Source organism: Bacteroides caecigallinarum, from assembly GCF_021531075.1.
Taxonomy (GTDB): Bacteria; Bacteroidota; Bacteroidia; order Bacteroidales; family Bacteroidaceae; genus Phocaeicola; species Phocaeicola caecigallinarum_B.
In genome coordinates, this window is sequence record NZ_JADYTJ010000036.1 from 1 (window position 1) to 16008 (window position 16008).

The 16008-nt window shown below is 39.1% G+C and carries 14 protein-coding genes and 1 rRNA gene; 6 read left to right on the forward strand and 9 right to left on the reverse strand.

All coding sequences use genetic code 11. The features are described from left to right. Nucleotides 1-73: ribosomal RNA gene (rrf, locus tag I6E11_RS15475) — 5S ribosomal RNA — on the forward strand; the annotation flags it as partial. A 430-nt stretch (nucleotides 74-503) separates the two neighbouring features. On the opposite strand, the gene hisB is transcribed toward rrf, so the two are convergent. From hisB to I6E11_RS10125, 6 genes are all read right to left on the reverse strand, one after another. Beyond that, entirely contained in the window at nucleotides 504-1625 is a 1122-nt protein-coding gene (hisB, locus tag I6E11_RS10100) for a bifunctional histidinol-phosphatase/imidazoleglycerol-phosphate dehydratase HisB (RefSeq protein ID WP_235337923.1), read from the reverse strand. A gap of 9 nt (nucleotides 1626-1634) precedes the next feature. Continuing rightward, a complete protein-coding gene (hisC, locus tag I6E11_RS10105) occupies nucleotides 1635-2672 on the reverse strand; it encodes a histidinol-phosphate transaminase (protein ID WP_235337924.1) in 1038 nt (345 codons plus the stop codon). 12 nt (nucleotides 2673-2684) lie between these two features. Then, nucleotides 2685-3962, reverse strand: a complete 1278-nt coding sequence (gene hisD, locus I6E11_RS10110; RefSeq protein WP_235337925.1) for a histidinol dehydrogenase — start codon at nucleotides 3960-3962, stop codon at nucleotides 2685-2687. Between the two features lie 102 nt (nucleotides 3963-4064). Further along, nucleotides 4065-4916, reverse strand: a complete 852-nt coding sequence (hisG, locus tag I6E11_RS10115) for an ATP phosphoribosyltransferase (protein WP_235337926.1) — start codon at nucleotides 4914-4916, stop codon at nucleotides 4065-4067. Nucleotides 4917-5170: 254 nt separating this feature from the next. Next, nucleotides 5171-5662: a PaaI family thioesterase gene (locus I6E11_RS10120; RefSeq protein ID WP_235337927.1), complete on the reverse strand. Its 492-nt coding sequence runs from the start codon at nucleotides 5660-5662 to the stop codon at nucleotides 5171-5173. 12 nt (nucleotides 5663-5674) lie between these two features. Then, nucleotides 5675-5974, reverse strand: a complete 300-nt coding sequence (locus tag I6E11_RS10125; RefSeq protein WP_235337928.1) for a Dabb family protein — start codon at nucleotides 5972-5974, stop codon at nucleotides 5675-5677. An 84-nt stretch (nucleotides 5975-6058) separates the two neighbouring features. Here I6E11_RS10125 and I6E11_RS10130 point away from each other — a divergent pair, with 84 nt between their 5' ends. Beyond that, complete coding sequence (locus tag I6E11_RS10130; RefSeq protein WP_235337929.1) at nucleotides 6059-7450, forward strand: MltF family protein; 1392 nt, start codon at nucleotides 6059-6061, stop codon at nucleotides 7448-7450. Nucleotides 7451-7536: 86 nt separating this feature from the next. Here the strand turns inward: I6E11_RS10130 and trxA are convergent, their stop codons facing one another. From trxA to I6E11_RS10145, 3 genes are all read right to left on the reverse strand, one after another. Then, entirely contained in the window at nucleotides 7537-7836 is a 300-nt protein-coding gene (gene trxA, locus I6E11_RS10135) for a thioredoxin (RefSeq protein WP_235337930.1), read from the reverse strand. 190 nt (nucleotides 7837-8026) lie between these two features. After that, nucleotides 8027-8629, reverse strand: coding sequence for an OmpH/Skp family outer membrane protein (locus I6E11_RS10140; RefSeq protein ID WP_235337931.1), 603 nt, complete (start codon nucleotides 8627-8629; stop codon nucleotides 8027-8029). 27 nt (nucleotides 8630-8656) lie between these two features. Continuing rightward, nucleotides 8657-8884, reverse strand: a complete 228-nt coding sequence (locus I6E11_RS10145; protein WP_235337932.1) for a hypothetical protein — start codon at nucleotides 8882-8884, stop codon at nucleotides 8657-8659. A gap of 237 nt (nucleotides 8885-9121) precedes the next feature. Between I6E11_RS10145 and I6E11_RS10150 the strand changes: the two genes are divergently transcribed. The 4 genes from I6E11_RS10150 (at nucleotide 9122) to I6E11_RS10165 (ending at nucleotide 15987) form a co-directional block, all read left to right on the forward strand. Continuing rightward, a complete protein-coding gene (locus tag I6E11_RS10150) occupies nucleotides 9122-10579 on the forward strand; it encodes an aminoacyl-histidine dipeptidase (protein ID WP_235337933.1) in 1458 nt (485 codons plus the stop codon). A gap of 2 nt (nucleotides 10580-10581) precedes the next feature. After that, nucleotides 10582-11595, forward strand: coding sequence for an endonuclease/exonuclease/phosphatase family protein (locus I6E11_RS10155; protein ID WP_235337934.1), 1014 nt, complete (start codon nucleotides 10582-10584; stop codon nucleotides 11593-11595). Nucleotides 11596-11685: 90 nt separating this feature from the next. Next, the gene (locus tag I6E11_RS10160; RefSeq protein WP_235337935.1) at nucleotides 11686-14640 is read left to right on the forward strand and encodes a PEP/pyruvate-binding domain-containing protein; all 2955 of its coding nucleotides are present in this window, start codon (nucleotides 11686-11688) and stop codon (nucleotides 14638-14640) included. Nucleotides 14641-15183: 543 nt separating this feature from the next. Then, nucleotides 15184-15987, forward strand: coding sequence for a helix-turn-helix domain-containing protein (locus I6E11_RS10165; protein ID WP_235337936.1), 804 nt, complete (start codon nucleotides 15184-15186; stop codon nucleotides 15985-15987). The last annotated feature ends 21 nt before the right edge of the window (nucleotides 15988-16008 follow it).

The window sequence follows — 16008 nt, forward strand, 5'->3', positions numbered from 1 at the left end:
TCCGAACAGAGAAGTTAAGCTTCGTCACGCCGATGGTACTGCGTACATGTGGGAGAGTAGGTAGTCGCCGTTTTAATGAGAGAAAGATCCCCGAGGTAGAGATACTTCGGGGATTTTCGCGTTTATAGGGGTTATAAAATATTGCGATAAACATAATGGAATCTAGTAAAAACCGTATATAATGAATTAATGAAAGTGTAGCGAGTTGTCTGGTAATGCTGATTATAAAAAATGGTATTTTCAACTGTCAGATTGGATGTAGAATTTAATAGGAGACATAATGGCATAAAAAAAGGAGTACCGCTGTACTCCAACCTTTGTTAACCTTAAAATCTAATACTATGAAAAACACAGTACAAAGGTACGGACTTTTTCTGAAATTGCAAGTGTTGTGAGAAAAAATATGTGTTTTATAACATGGTTTAACTTATTGCCTTTGTTTGAAAATCTTGTTAACAAAAAAGGAGGCCTTTAAGCCTCCACTATTATTTTTAGAATGATTGTTATATGCATCCTTTGCTTGACGGTACTTCGAAGTGATATACATCACGCTTTACAGCCATTTTTATACTCCTTGCGAGGGCTTTGAAAATTCCTTCAATCTTGTGATGTTCGTTCTGTCCTTCAGCCTTGATATTTAGATTCATGCGTGCTGAGTCGCTCAGTGACTTGAAGAAGTGTAGGAACATTTCTGTAGGCATATCGCCGATTTTCTCGCGTTTGAAGTCTGTATTCCAAACAAGCCATGCGCGTCCGCCAAAGTCTAGTGCTACCTGGCAGAGGCAATCATCCATAGGCAGACAGTAGCCATATCGTTCTATTCCACGTTTGTTTCCTAATGCCTTATAGATACATTCTCCAAGGGCTATGGCCGTATCCTCTATGGTGTGATGCTCGTCTACTTCTAAGTCTCCTTTTACTTTTATTGTGAGATCCAGTCCTCCATGCTTGCCTATTTGTTCTAACATATGGTCAAAAAATCCTAGGCCTGTACTTATGTCGCATGAACCGTTTCCATCGAGGTTGAGACTTATATAAATATCTGTTTCTTTAGTTGTGCGTCTTACTTCTGCTGTTCTTTCTCCAGCAAAGAGGAATTCAGCTATCTTGTCCCAATCCTTGGTAGCGAGAGAACAATATTCTTCAAGTGCTTTTTCTTTAAGAATTTCTTTATCATCCTGTAGAAGTATAGCTTTGCATCCAAGATTCTTTGCCAATTCTACATCTGTAGCGCGGTCGCCTATAACGTAGCTTTCAGCCAGATTGTATTCAGGATTGTCGATATACTGCGTGAGCATACCTGTGCGAGGCTTTCTGGTCGGAGCGTTATCCTCAGGAAAACTTCTGTCAATGCAAACGTTGTCGAAGGTTATTCCTTCGTTTTCCAAGGTCTTCATTACAAGATTGTGTACCGGCCAGAAGGTATCTTCAGGAAAAGAATCAGTTCCAAGTCCATCTTGATTTGTTACCATTACGAATTCATAGTCCAGTTTTTCGCGTACGAAACTAAGATTACGGAATACTCTGGGATAGAACTCGAGTTTTTCGAAAGAATCAAGCTGGTAGTCTACAGGTGGTTCTATCACCAGTGTGCCGTCGCGATCGATGAATAATATCTTTTTCATTGCTTCTCTTTATTTATAGTTTTCAAGTGCCTCTATAAGCTTGTCGTTTTCCGGACGCGAGCCTATAGTAACTCTGAGGCAGTTGTGACACAGAGTAACGTTTGTACGGTTTCTCACAATTATACCGTTGCCTACAAGATAGTCGTAAATCTTTTTAGCATCGGACACTTTTGCAAGGAAGAAATTGGCATCGGTAGGGTAGATATGTTCGCAACATGCCAGTTTACCGAATTTCTCTATCAGTCTGGCTCTTTCTGAAAGTAGAGTTCTCACCCATTCTTTTATTTGATATTCTTTACCAATCATGTTGATGGCTTCTGTCTGGGTGAGGTGATTAACATTATAAGGGTATTTCACCTTGTTGAACACAGATATAATTTTTTCCGAAGCGAATGCCATTCCTAGACGGATAGCTGCGCATCCCCATGCCTTGGAGAATGTCTGCAATACAACCATGTTAGGATATTTGTCGAGCATGGTGGTAAATGAAATTTCGTTGGAGAAGTCAATGTAAGCTTCGTCTATGACTACAATTCCGGCAAATTCTTGCAGTACTGTTTCTATTTCTTTTTTGCAGAGGTTGTTGCCTGTAGGATTGTTTGGCGAACATAAGAATATGAGTTTTGTTCTGTCGTCTGTCTTTGCCAGAAGTTCTGAAGCCTTGAACTGGAAGTTTTCGTCGAGCAGTACCTTACGGTATTCTACATCGTTGATGTCGGCACATACTTCATACATTCCGTATGTAGGGTCTATAGCCACGGCATTATCAGCACCAGGGACGCAGAATGTACGATAGAGAATGTCGATAGCTTCATCACTTCCGTTGCCGAGGAATATTCTTTCACTGGCAACTTTCTTAACTCTCGAAACCAAAGTCTTTAGTTCTGTCTGTAGAGGGTCCGGATAGCGATTGTTTGGCGAATTGTAAGGATTCTCGTTGGCATCGAGGAATACAGATGCTGTAACTCCTTTATATTCATCTCTTGCAGAAGAATATGGCTTCAATGACAATATGTTGGGGCGTATAAGTTCGTTTAGTGGTTTCATTTTCTTCGTATCTTATGATTTTAGTCTTACTGTAACGGCATTTTTGTGTGCATCAAGAAACTCGTTAGCAGCCATTGTTTCGATGGTAGGTCCTATGTTCATTATACCTTCGCGTGTGATTTCCTGGAATGTAATCTTGCGTGTGAAACTGTCCAGATTTACTCCGCTGTAGGCTTTTGCATATCCGTTGGTAGGAAGAGTGTGATTGGTTCCTGAAGCATAGTCGCCTGCACTTTCAGGAGTGTAAGGACCGAGGAATACAGATCCGGCATTTACTATTCTTTCAGCTATCTGCATATAGTCTTTGGTCTCGATAATAAGGTGCTCTGGGGCATATTCGTTAGACATGTCGATAGCTTCATCGATGGAATTTACCAGTATCAGTTTGCTGTGTGAGAGTGATTTTTCAGTAATCTCTTTTCTAGGTAATACAGCTAATTGTTTTTCCACCTCTTCCTGTACAGCATTGATAAGCTGTTCCGATGTAGTAATCAGTATTGACTGACTGTCCACTCCATGTTCTGCCTGTGAAAGGAGGTCGGATGCTACGTATGCAGGGTTTGCAGTTTCATCGGCCAACACAGCCACTTCTGAAGGTCCTGCAGGCATATCTATGGCTACATCGTGAAGTGAAACTTCCTGTTTGGCAGCCATAACGTACTGATTGCCCGGGCCAAATATCTTATATACTTTAGGAATACTTTCTGTGCCGTATGCCATAGCTCCTATAGCCTGTACACCACCTGCTTTGAATATTCTGCTTACTCCAGCTGCCTTTGCCGCATAAAGTATAGCAGGATTTATTTTACCTTCACGGTTTGGAGGAGAGCATAGAACTATTTCTTTGCAACCTGCAATTTTTGCCGGAGCGGCAAGCATAAGCACTGTAGAGAAAAGTGGGGCTGTGCCACCAGGAATGTAAAGACCTACCTTCTCTATGGCTACTGCTTTTTGCCAACAGGTAACACCTGTTGAAGTGGTTACTTTCTGTCCTTCAAACTTTTGTGATGCATGGAATTTACGGATGTTTTCCAAAGCCTTGCCTATGGCTTCTTTCAGCTTAATGTCAGTTGTTTTTTCTGCTTCAATAAACTCTTCTTCGGTAACCTCGAGTGACGCAAGTTTCACCTTATCGAATTTCTCTTCGCATTCAATAACGGCTTTGTCGCCTTTTTCGCGTATATCGCCAAGCACCTGAAGCACTGTGTCGCGAAGTGTAGCCGTATTCAGTGTAGGACGACTCAGAAGGTTTTTCCATTCTGAACGTGCCGGATATTTTATTATGTTCATTGTTTTTTGTTGTTGGTTATTAGTTTCTAGTTGTTAGTTTTTAGTTACATCTACATGGGTTCTCTAATAACTAACAACTTTTACCTCTTACTTTTTCAATTATCAAAGGATCATTTTTTCTATAGGAAGAACAAGTATACCTTGTGCTCCTATGGTTTTCAGTTTGCCTATTATTTCCCAAAAACATTTCTGGTCGAGAACTGTATGTATGCTGCTCCATCCTTCTGTTGCAAGTGGCATAACAGTAGGGCTTTTTATTCCCGGAAGAACTTCTATAATATCTTTAACCTTGTCGGTTGGAACATTCATAAGTACATATTTCTTGTCTTCTGCAGCTTTCACTGCATTAAGTCTGAACAGCAGTTCCTTGAGGATTTCTTTCTTTTCGTCGCTCATGTTCTTGTTGCCTATAAGCAGAGCTTCGCTTTTCATTACTACCTCGACCTCTTTCAGATTATTGCTGATAAGTGTAGACCCAGAGCTTACTATATCAAAGATAGCATCAGCCAAACCTATTCCAGGAGCAATTTCTACAGAACCTGTAATTACATGTATATCAGCTTTGATATTATTCTTTTCTAGAAATCTTTTAAGAATTACCGGATATGAAGTTGCAATTTTTTTTCCGTTGAACCATTCCAGGCCGTTATATTCTATTTCCTTGTGCAGAGCAAGCGACAGACGGCATTTGCTGAAACCAAGTCTTTGGATGATGTCAGCTTCTTCTTCTCTTTCCTGAAATTCGTTTTCACCTACTATACCCATGTCGGCAACTCCGCTTGCCACACATTGCGGTATGTCGTCATCGCGCAGAAACAAAATTTCTACAGGAAAGTTTGTTGATTGTGTAAGCAATGTGCGTTTTGATGTTGACAGTTTTATGTCAGCTTCAGCAAGTAGGGCCATTGTATCTTCGAATAGGCGGCCTTTTGATTGTACGGCAATTCTTAGCATATTTTTTCGGTTTAAAAAGTTTATAATCTGAGTTAATAAAAAAGGCTCACCGTTTGTTTTACGGCAAGCCTTGAATAAATCTTTTTCTATAATGAACTGCATGAGCCATCAGCCTACCGATTATTTCGTCAGGAAATGATGATGGTGATGTAGAGCAGTTGTAAAAATCATAACTTTTTCTTCTTGTTTGCGACAAAAGTATAGTTAAAGATTTAGAATTCCAAATTTTTAATGCAAAAAGTTTGATTTTTCTTTCAAATTAGTGGGTTTATATCTTCCTCTTCTGTTTCACATCCATAGAAGAACATGTCTTTCTGTGCTTTTTCTTTTGAGAAAGTAAAGTATGTGCATGTTGCTTTTGTACACTCTTCTCCGTTCATGTTATATATTGATGCGTCTACCAATATAATGTTGCGTTTCTGCTCGCTGATATGTGCACGCAGTACTACATATTCATCAGTAGTCATAATAGATTTCATGTATCTGGTTTCCATTTTTGATGTTACACCAGTGGTCTGGAGCTTTCTGGCTATCACCCATGCGCAAATTTCGTCCAGTAGTGTAGCCTGTATTCCACCGTGCAATGTGTTTACCCATCCCTGATATTTTGCTTCAGGATGCCAGATACTTACTATATCATCTCCGTCCTCATAGAATTCCATTTTTACTCCTGCTTCGTTATTGGGTGCACATCCGAAGCAATAATAACCGTCCAGACCTTTCCAAGGGTTAATAATCTTTTTCATAGGCTATTACAATTATATTTCAAAATCAACGCATGCTCTGTCCACTTTTGCTTCTTTTATTATTCCGGCAGCTGCAACGTGTTCAGGATGAACGGAATATGCTTTTACGTCTTCCAGCGAATCGAAAGTGCTGTCAAGGCAGATATCCCATTTTTCAGAGGGATTGATATTTAGTCCCACGTGTATATCTTTTATGAATTTGATTGTTTTTGGCAGTGATTCAATTGCCGATTTGAAACTGTTCATTATTTCAAGTTTCTCATTTTCAGACAAGCTTTCTTTCAGCTTGAACATAACAATGTGCTTGACCATAGTTTGTATATTTTATTTATTATAGTATTTTTGTATGCAGCAAAGATACGGAAATATATTCATTAATTATTAAAATATGATACGATGAAAAAACGTAAACTGTTAATTCCTTCAATAATAGTGCTTATTGTAGCCTTGATAACTGTACCATTTGTTATCAATAAGGAACACAAAGTGGAAATTATTCATGATGACCTTGACCAGATTATTGAAGATGGCGAACTCATTGTGTTGACAATAAACAGTTATGCGTCATATTTTAACTATAGAGAAGTTCCTATGGGATTCCAATATGAACTGGCACAGGGCTTTGCAAAATCTTTGGGTGTGGAATTGAAGGTTAAAGTATTGAATTCAGAGATTGAACTTGTAGATGCTTTGCATAGTGGTGAAGGTGATCTTATAGCCTATAATCTGGCAATAACAAACGAAAGAAAAAAAGAACTGATATATTGCGGAAAGGAGAATATTTCCCATCAGGTAATAGTTCAAAGAAGCGGTAAGGATGCTTTAAAAGATGTAACCCAATTGGTGGGAAAAGAAGTATATGTCATGCCTGGAAAATATAAGGAACGTCTTGAAAATCTTAATCATGAACTGGGTGGAGGAATAATAATACATGAGGTGACAGAAGACAGTATAACGAATGAAGACCTTATCGAAATGGTTGCTAAGGGTAAAATAGATTATACCGTAACGAACAATGAACTGGCAAAAATCAATAAGACTTATAATCCTAATCTGGATATCAGTATGGAGATAAGTTTCGACCAGCGTTCTGCATGGGCAGTAAGGAATACTTCTCCTAAGTTGGCAGAGGCGGCGGATAAATGGCACAAGGAAAATATAAACTCTGCTGAATTTGAGGCTAGCGCCAGAAGATATTTTGAATTAAACAAACATACTCCTCAAGGTTCTATTCTTTCCCTTAAGGATGGAAGGATATCTTATTATGACGATTTGTTTAAAAAATATGCGTCACAGATAAACTGGGACTGGAGATTGCTTGCCGCTTTGGTCTATACCGAGTCAAACTTTAATCCTTCGGCAGTCTCTTGGGCCGGTGCGAAGGGGCTGATGCAGTTGATGCCTTCCACAGCCAGAGTTTATGGAGTTCCTGCAGGGATGGAAAGTGATCCGGAACAGAGTATAAAGGGAGGTGTAAGATACATTTCTGAGCTTCAGAAGATTTTTTCCAAAGTAAAGGATGACAAAGAACGTATAATGTTTGTGCTTGCTTCGTATAATTCCGGTATTGGTCATGTTTTTGACGCAATGGCTTTGGCTGAAAAGTATGGAAAGGACAAGTACGTTTGGGATGGGAATGTGGCTGTTTATATGTTACTTAAGAATAAGGAAGAATACTACAAGGATCCTGTCTGCAAGAGCGGTTATTTCAGAGGTACGGAAACTTATAATTTTGTACGTGATGTATTGACTCGTGCCGATGTATATATTAAGAATATAAAGAAATGATATAAAAAACAGAAGGCTGAATGTTTATGGTAAACTTTCAGCCTTGTTTGAGCAATAAATGATGAAAAATGAGTGTTTAATTATTTTTATTTGAACATTTCTACTATTTTATTCAATTCGCTGGCGTTTATTACACCACTTTGTCTCCACAACTGTTTCCCGTTCTTGAAAATCATAAGTGTAGGAACAGATTGTATGCTGTATTGCATGGCCAATGCATTATTTTTGTCAACGTCTACTTTTACTATTCGCACCTTGTCACCTTGCATATCCTTTACCTGTTTCAATATAGGAGACATTGTTTTGCAAGGTCCGCACCATTCAGCAAAAAAATCTACAATTACAGGTACGTCTGATGAAGATATTAATTCGTAAAAAGTTTCCATAATGTCTATCGTTTTATGTCGTCGTGATTTAATAATACAACAATGCAGACGTTGTTTTTGTTCGGAACAGATATAAAAAAAGGTGGAAAAAATCCACCTTTATATAATTGCTTTTATTGTATTCAAATTACGTTTACCAGATGTTCAATGAACATTCACTGAACGGTAGATGAACATCGTCTGAAACAGATTATTTGTTGATACCTGAGTAACGTGCGTTAAGTCCGTCTACAATCTCCTGTGTAATATTGTATGCAGGATCAGCATAAAGAAGATTATCAAAGCCTGTGTTGCTGATGATCAGGCTATAACCTTTATCCTTGTTATAGATTTTGAGGAATGAGTTGATAGAGTCTCTCAACTGAAGGCTGTTCTTCTGGTTTTCGTCAGCAAGGTCTTTACTAAGTTTTTCCTGCAAAGCCTGCAAATCCTGCTGCTGTTTGATGATACGGTTCTGCTGCTGTTGAGCGCTTTCTGCACTTACGAAACCATTGTTTTCATATTTACGCTGGAATTCTTTCATTGCTGCATCCAGAGCTTTTGCTTTTTCGTTAAGAGTAGTACGGATATTCTCTTCCTTCTTTATCATAAGTTCGTTCAGGTCATTCCAGAAACGGTATTTTGTAAGAAGCGAGTCTATTTCTACGTATGCAATTTTCATGTTAGTTGTACCGGTAGCCGCAACAGGAACTGCTGTTTGTGATGATTCACCTTTGTTTCCTGCGCACTGTACAAACATTACAGCCATAACCACAGCTAAAAATCCTTTGAGGATGTACTTAGTCTTTCTCATAAATTTTCTATATCATTTAAGTTAATATTATTCTTCTATTTCCTTTCTCTGTCTTTCAGAGATGGCGTTAGGATTGATTTTACGCTGCTCTCTGTCCTGCGACTGCACGCATCCTATTCCTCTTTTGCGCATAGCCTTGCTTCCACTAACGTGAGTGTTAGGAAAACGTCCGTTCTTCTTAAACAGTATTTTTACGCATAATAGTGCTATACAGATAGCTACTATTATTAATGTAGCGAGTATTATTTTAAGCATTGCTGTTGTTCTTTATTGATAAATAGGATGCGGTTCTGAATTATCAAAATTAGAAAAACTGTGTTTTTCATTTGCCTCTCCACTTACCTTTCACTATTTTTGTGGTGCAAATATATAGTTTTGTTACGATTAAAACTTCACAATGCTTTTAAAAAAGTAAATATATAGGTGTAAATCGTCTTATTTAACTTATTTTTGCATAGAATATAAATACATAAATGCTTAATACTGATTATTATGGAAGTAAAAGAATTGACTCCTAAAATTGTTTTTCATTATTTCGACGAAATCTGTAAGGTTCCTCGTCCTTCTAAAAAGGAAGAGAAAATCCGTGCTTATCTCATAGCTTTTGCCGAAAGCAAAGGACTTGAGTATAAAGTAGATGAAGCCGGTAATGTCTTGATAAAGAAAAATGCCACTCCGGGAATGGAAAACAGAAAGACTGTAATCCTGCAGTCGCATATAGATATGGTTTGCGAAAAAAATAACGATACAGTACATGATTTTGAAAATGACCCTATCCAGACATACATCGACGGTGAATGGCTGAAGGCTAAAGGTACTACTCTTGGTGCAGACAATGGTATCGGTGTAGCTACTCAGTTGGCTGTACTGGCATCAGATGATTTGCAGCATGGCCCTGTGGAATGTCTGTTTACAGTAGATGAAGAAACAGGTCTTACAGGAGCGTTCGCATTGAAAGAAGGCTTCATGAACGGTGATATCCTTCTTAACCTTGACTCTGAAGACGAAGGCGAACTTTTTATCGGATGTGCAGGAGGTGCCGGAACAACAGCCCAGTTCCCATGTCCTATGGTGAAATCGCCAGAAGGTTATTTCTTTTTCCGTGTTACTGTGAAAGGGCTTACAGGAGGTCACTCTGGAGACGACATCAATAAGAAACGTGCTAATGCCAACAAGGTTTTGAACCGTTACTTGATGTTAATCTCACAGAAATACGACTTGTATATTGCAGAAATAGATGGAGGAAACCTTCATAATGCGATACCTCGAGAGGCTCATGCAGTATGTGCTGTTCCTATGAAAGACAAAGAATCAGTAAGAGTGGATTTGAATATATTCCTTGCTGATGTAGAAAACGAATTCTCTGTAACAGAACCGAACATCAGAATGGATTTGGAATCGGAAACAGCTCTGCCTGAAGTGATAGAGAAGACTGCAATGATTAAGTTCATCAACTCAATACACGCAGTACATAATGGAGTATTTGCTATGAGTCAGGATATGGAAGGACTGGTAGAAACATCGTCTAACCTTGCTTCTATCAAGATGCGCGACGGACAGATTGTAGTTGTTACAAGCCAGCGCAGTTCTATTCTGTCTTCACGTATGGATATGTCACAGACAGTACGTTCGGCTTTCGAGCTTGGTGGAGCAACAGTCACAACAGGTGATGGCTATCCTGGATGGAAACCAAATCCTTCGTCGGAAATTCTGAAAGTTGCTGTAGATAGTTATAAGTCTCTATTCGGAGTGGAACCTAAAGTGAAAGCTATTCATGCAGGATTGGAATGTGGTCTGTTCCTTGAGAAATATCCTTCGCTAGATATGGTTTCGTTCGGTCCTACATTGCGTGGAGTTCACTCGCCAGACGAAAGAATGCTTATCCCTACAGTAGATAAGTTCTGGAGACATTTGCTTGATGTCCTGAAAAATATACCTGCTAAAGCTTGATTATGAGCTTTATAAGAATTTTGATGTGTTGGGTGGCAGGGTTCATGTCGTTGAACCTTGCTGCCCAACAGTCTTTTTTGGTGATGGAGTATAACGTAGAAAACCTTTTCGACTGCCGTCACGATTCCTTGAAAAATGATTTGGAATTTATGCCTGACAGCCCACGCGGCTGGAATTACGGCAGGTTCAGAAAAAAGATAGAGAATATAGCCCGTGTCATACTTTCTGTTTCGCGCGAGAATGTTCCTGATATCATAGGGCTTTGTGAGGTGGAAAATGAATTTTGTGTAAAAACACTTGTTGGATATTCTCAGCTGAAAGAAGCCGGCTATGAATATATAATTACAGACTCGCCAGATGAGAGAGGTATTGATGTGGCTCTGCTTTACCAACCTTATACTTTTAAATTACTTGATAAAAGATTCATTCATGTTCCTACCGTTAGTATAGGTGGGCGGCCTACGCGTGACATTCTTCATGCATCGGGGCGTATTGTGACAGGTGATACACTTGATGTTTTTCTTGTGCATTTCCCTTCACGTTCCGGAGGGTGGAGAAAATCTGAAAAATTCAGACTTATGGCTGCAGGGATACTGAAATCGGCGGCAGACAGTGTGATGAGCGTGCGTGCTAATCCCAATGTAATGATAATGGGCGATTTCAATGACTATCCGCAGAATAAATCAATATCTGAAGTGCTAAACGCTTCCAAGCCAGGGAATACCGTCGAAAAAAATATGTTATACAATCTTATGGATGGCAGGGAAGGAGGTACATACCGTTACCGCGGTCAGTGGGGAATACTTGACCAGATGATAGTAAACGGAAATTTGCTGGAAAACGGCAATGTCAATGCCGATTATTCTAAAGCATGTATCATAGATTTCCCTTTTCTGCTTGAAGAAGACGACAAGTATGGTGGCGTCACTCCTTTCCGTATGTACAACGGCATGAAGTATAAAGGAGGATATAGCGACCATCTTCCTGTTTTGCTTGAATTGGAGATAAATTACTGACATCAATCCACTTTTTTTGACAAGTATTTATTGCATAAGTCAATTGAAATGCCGACTTTTGTTATTTAGGAATATTAATCATAAAATCTCATGCTAAGTAAGTTAAAGTTAAATCAGCTTTATTTCAAAGATACACAGTTTGCCAATCTGATGACAAAACGAATTTTCAACGTTTTGCTAGTGGCAAATCCATACGATGCTTTCATGCTGGAGGACGATGGACGTATAGACGAAAAGATATTCATAGAATATATGAATCTCAGTTTGCGTTATCCTCCACGTTTTACTCAGGTTTCTACTCCGGAAGAGACATGGAAACAATTGGGAAATACCACGTTCGATCTTGTAATCTGTATGCCTGGAACGGACAGTAGCGACACTTTCGACATAGCACGCGATATAAAGGCTAAATATCCACATATACCTATCGTGGTACTTACTCCTTTCTCTCATGGTATCAGAGAAAGAATGGAACACGAGGACCTTAGTGTGTTCGAGTATGTTTTCTGCTGGCTTGGCAATACAGACCTTCTTGTGTCAATCATAAAACTGATAGAGGACAAGATGAATCTGCAGCACGATATAAAGGAGGTTGGTGTGCAGATGATAATGCTTGTGGAGGACTCCATACGTTTCTATTCATCGGTTCTTCCTAATCTTTATAAGTTCGTGCTAAAACAAAGCCAGGAGTTTGCCACCGAAGCTTTGAATGAACACCAGCGTACGTTGCGTATGCGCGGACGTCCTAAAATAGTCCTTGCCCGTTCATATGAAGAAGCCATGCATCTGTATGAAATGTTCAGCAATAACGTGTTGGGTATAATATCCGATGCGAGATTTCCACATGAAGGTAAGATAGATCCTTTGGCCGGAGTAAAACTTCTGAAAGAGGTACGCAGTCGTGATCCGTTCATGCCACTTATACTTCAGTCGTCGGAAGAAGATAACCGTAAGTATGCCGATGAGTGTAAGGCTGTTTTTGTAGACAAAAACTCTAAGAAGATGAATATTGACCTTCGTGAAGCTGTTTCAGAGAATTTCGGTTTCGGCGATTTCGTATTTATCAATCCAAAGACAAAAGAAGAAGTGGCTAGAGTCCATAATCTGAAAGAACTTCAGAATATAGTTTTCTCTATTCCTGCAGATTCGTTCCATTATCATATCAGCCGTAATCACGTGTCTCGCTGGCTTTATTCGCGTGCCATTTTCCCTGTGGCGGAATTCCTGAAGCAAGTGACGTGGGAATCACTTCAAGATCTTGATGCCCACAGGCAGATAATCTTCGAAGCTATAGTCCGGTATAGAAAAATGAAGAATCAGGGAGTCGTGGCAGAATTCAAACGCGAACGTTTCGACCGCTATTCCAATTTTGCCCGTATCGGTGAAGGTTCTTTGGGAGGTAAAGGACGTGGTCTGGCTTTTATTGACAATATGATAAAGCGCCATCCTGACTTCGAGGATTTTGAAAATGCATCAGTAGCAATTCCTAAGACAGTGGTTCTGTGTACTGATATATTCGACGAGTTTATGGACAGTAACCGTCTTTATCAGTTGGCATTGAGCGATGCTGATGATGAAACAATCCTTAGAGCGTTTCTGCGTGCCAAACTGCCGGACAGACTGGTTGAGGATTTCTTTGCTTTCTTCGATGTTGTGAAATCTCCACTTGCCATACGTTCGTCAAGTCTGCTTGAAGACTCCCATTACCAGCCTTTTGCTGGTATATATTCCACATATATGATACCATATATGGAGGATAAATATGAGATGCTACGTATGCTGAGCGATGCTATAAAGGGGGTGTATGCATCTGTTTTCTATAAGGACAGTAAGGCATATATGCAGGCTACTAGTAACGTAATTGACCAGGAAAAGATGGCTGTGATACTTCAGGAAGTAGTCGGTACGCAGTATGGCGACAGATATTATCCTGCCATTTCAGGTGTGGCACGTTCCATTAACTATTATCCGATTAATGATGAACTGGCAGAAGAGGGAACTGTGAGTCTGGCATTGGGGCTTGGTAAATATATTGTCGACGGCGGGCTTACATTGAGAGTATGTCCTTATCATCCGGACAAGGTTTTGCAAACCAGCGAGATGGATATAGCATTGCGCGAAACACAGACCCGCTTCTATGCGCTCGACCTTAAAAATACGGGACAAAATTTCTCGCTCGACGATGGTTTTAATCTCTTGAAACTACATGTCAAGGATGCCGAGGCAGACGGTTCGCTGAACTATATAGCGTCAACATACGACCCATACGATATGGTGATACGCGATGGTATCTATCCTGGAGGAAGAAAGGTTATCACATTTGCTAATATCCTTCAGCATGATGTATTCCCTCTTGCCCGTCTGTTGCAATTGGCTCAGAAGTATGGTCAGGGCGAGATGCGTCGTCCCGTGGAAATAGAGTTTGCCGTAAATTTTGATGCCAGCAAGAAGACTGGAGTTTTCTATCTTCTTCAGATACGCCCGATGGTAGATATTAAGGCTGATCTGGATGAAGACCTTAGCCTTATTTCTGAAGACAAGATAATATTGAAGAGTGAGAACTCACTTGGTCATGGAGTTATGGATGATATATGCGATGTGGTTTACGTAAAGACTGACGGATATTCTGCTGCGAACAATCAGCTTATAGCATACGATATAGAGAAACTGAACAGAAAATTCCTGGACGAAGGGAAGCACTATGTACTTGTTGGTCCGGGCAGATGGGGCAGTAGCGATACATGGTTGGGAATACCGGTGAAGTGGCCTAACATTTCTGCTGCAAGGATAATAGTTGAAGCCGGGCTGACCAATTATCGTGTTGACCCAAGTCAGGGAACTCACTTCTTCCAGAATCTGACATCGTTCGGTGTGGGGTATTTCACTATCAATGCGTTTATGAACGACGGTATTTACAATCAGGAGTTCTTGAATAGTTTACCGGCTGTAGAGGAAACCAAATATCTGCGTTGGGTAAGGTTTGAGAAACCTCTAACCGTGAAAATGGATGGAAAGAAGAAGATAGGGGTAGTAAGTTTGGAGTGAATATACTGATAACTCCTGCAAGTTCTGGTTAAGCTGAAACTTGCAGGAGTTAAATTTTTATAGCCCGACTTATGTGCTTGGAAGTTAAATTGATTACTTCTATAATTACTTAACTCTTAAAGGACTATTAAATCAAAAAATCAAGTTAAGTTTTATATATAAATTTATTGTATGAATACATAATTTTACTGATTGAACAATCCTAAATGTATTTAAATAATCTTTTTGCATAAATTGTAAAATACGATTTATTATTATGCAAATTTCCGAGGTATATTATTTTTTAGAGGGTTTTTCGATAGCATTTTTTGGAATAATGTCTGTCAAGAATCTGGCGCATCGTTTTAACTTAGAATGGTGTTTGGTTATATAATGCTTTACTGGATGTTGCTTCATATAAATTCTGTGATTTTTATTCATGAATTTTTAGATAATGACAGTTATCTGAACCGCATTATAAATACTATTGATATGACCGCAGCTCCTACATGCTGTTTACTGTTAATGGAACTATGTAGTCCTGGATGGTTAAAATGGAAGACCATGATTCTGAATTTTTTGCCTTTTATTCTGTTAGGTGGTACATATATTTATTCGGAGTCTGATACTATCTACCAGATACTTATTGCATTCTTTGTGGCATATGGTATAGGGGTTTCTGTTGTTACATTGTATTATATATCTCGATATAACAAGTTTCTTCTCGAACATTATAGTTATAAGGAAAATGTGAACTTGCATTGGCTTAACTTCGTATTGTTTACTTTTTTTGTTCTGATGATTGTTTATGCTGTGTGTGCATCGTATGATACAGCACTGGGTGATTTGTGTTATGTCACAGGAAGTATTATAGCATGGGCTTTGATAGGGTTCTTTATTGAAAAACAGGAGTCTGTTTTATTTGAACTAAAGGCAACGAAGGATGAAAAGGAATTTGAGCGTAACAAGGAACAGGTAAATGATGATTCTGATTCAACGTTTTTTTTAAATCTTGACTTGTTGGTAAAAGAGAGGTTTATAGCTCCCAGACTTTATCTTAAGCCACAACTTAAACTGGGAGACATGGCAGAGGCTGTAGGAACCAACAGGACTTATTTGAGCCGTTATCTTAATGAAGTGTTACATACTAATTTTTATGATTATGTAAATGGTTTGCGCATTAAGGAAGCAGTGGAAATGATGTCGCAGTCTGAGTATAGTATTCAGACTATAGCAAGTATAGTGGGTTTCAACAGTTATTCCACTTTTAGGCGTACGTTTATTGCCACTTATGGGAAATCACCTCAGGAATATAGAAATGACAGGATGATTACAGATTATAATTGCAAAGACAAAATGAAATTGTAATATCAGTATATAGTTGTAATT

Excerpts from the sequence above, each read along its gene's own strand:
- hisB (WP_235337923.1), bottom strand. The coding sequence starts at position 1,625 with ATGAAAAAGATATTATTCATCGATCGCGACGGCACACTGGTGATAGAA.
- hisC (WP_235337924.1), bottom strand. The coding sequence starts at position 2,672 with ATGAAACCACTAAACGAACTTATACGCCCCAACATATTGTCATTGAAG.
- hisD (WP_235337925.1), bottom strand. The coding sequence starts at position 3,962 with ATGAACATAATAAAATATCCGGCACGTTCAGAATGGAAAAACCTTCTG.
- hisG (WP_235337926.1), bottom strand. The coding sequence starts at position 4,916 with ATGCTAAGAATTGCCGTACAATCAAAAGGCCGCCTATTCGAAGATACA.
- I6E11_RS10120 (WP_235337927.1), bottom strand. The coding sequence starts at position 5,662 with ATGAAAAAGATTATTAACCCTTGGAAAGGTCTGGACGGTTATTATTGC.
- I6E11_RS10125 (WP_235337928.1), bottom strand. The coding sequence starts at position 5,974 with ATGGTCAAGCACATTGTTATGTTCAAGCTGAAAGAAAGCTTGTCTGAA.
- I6E11_RS10130 (WP_235337929.1), top strand. The coding sequence starts at position 6,059 with ATGAAAAAACGTAAACTGTTAATTCCTTCAATAATAGTGCTTATTGTA.
- trxA (WP_235337930.1), bottom strand. The coding sequence starts at position 7,836 with ATGGAAACTTTTTACGAATTAATATCTTCATCAGACGTACCTGTAATT.
- I6E11_RS10140 (WP_235337931.1), bottom strand. The coding sequence starts at position 8,629 with ATGAGAAAGACTAAGTACATCCTCAAAGGATTTTTAGCTGTGGTTATG.
- I6E11_RS10145 (WP_235337932.1), bottom strand. The coding sequence starts at position 8,884 with ATGCTTAAAATAATACTCGCTACATTAATAATAGTAGCTATCTGTATA.
- I6E11_RS10150 (WP_235337933.1), top strand. The coding sequence starts at position 9,122 with ATGGAAGTAAAAGAATTGACTCCTAAAATTGTTTTTCATTATTTCGAC.
- I6E11_RS10155 (WP_235337934.1), top strand. The coding sequence starts at position 10,582 with ATGAGCTTTATAAGAATTTTGATGTGTTGGGTGGCAGGGTTCATGTCG.
- I6E11_RS10160 (WP_235337935.1), top strand. The coding sequence starts at position 11,686 with ATGCTAAGTAAGTTAAAGTTAAATCAGCTTTATTTCAAAGATACACAG.
- I6E11_RS10165 (WP_235337936.1), top strand. The coding sequence starts at position 15,184 with ATGATTCTGAATTTTTTGCCTTTTATTCTGTTAGGTGGTACATATATT.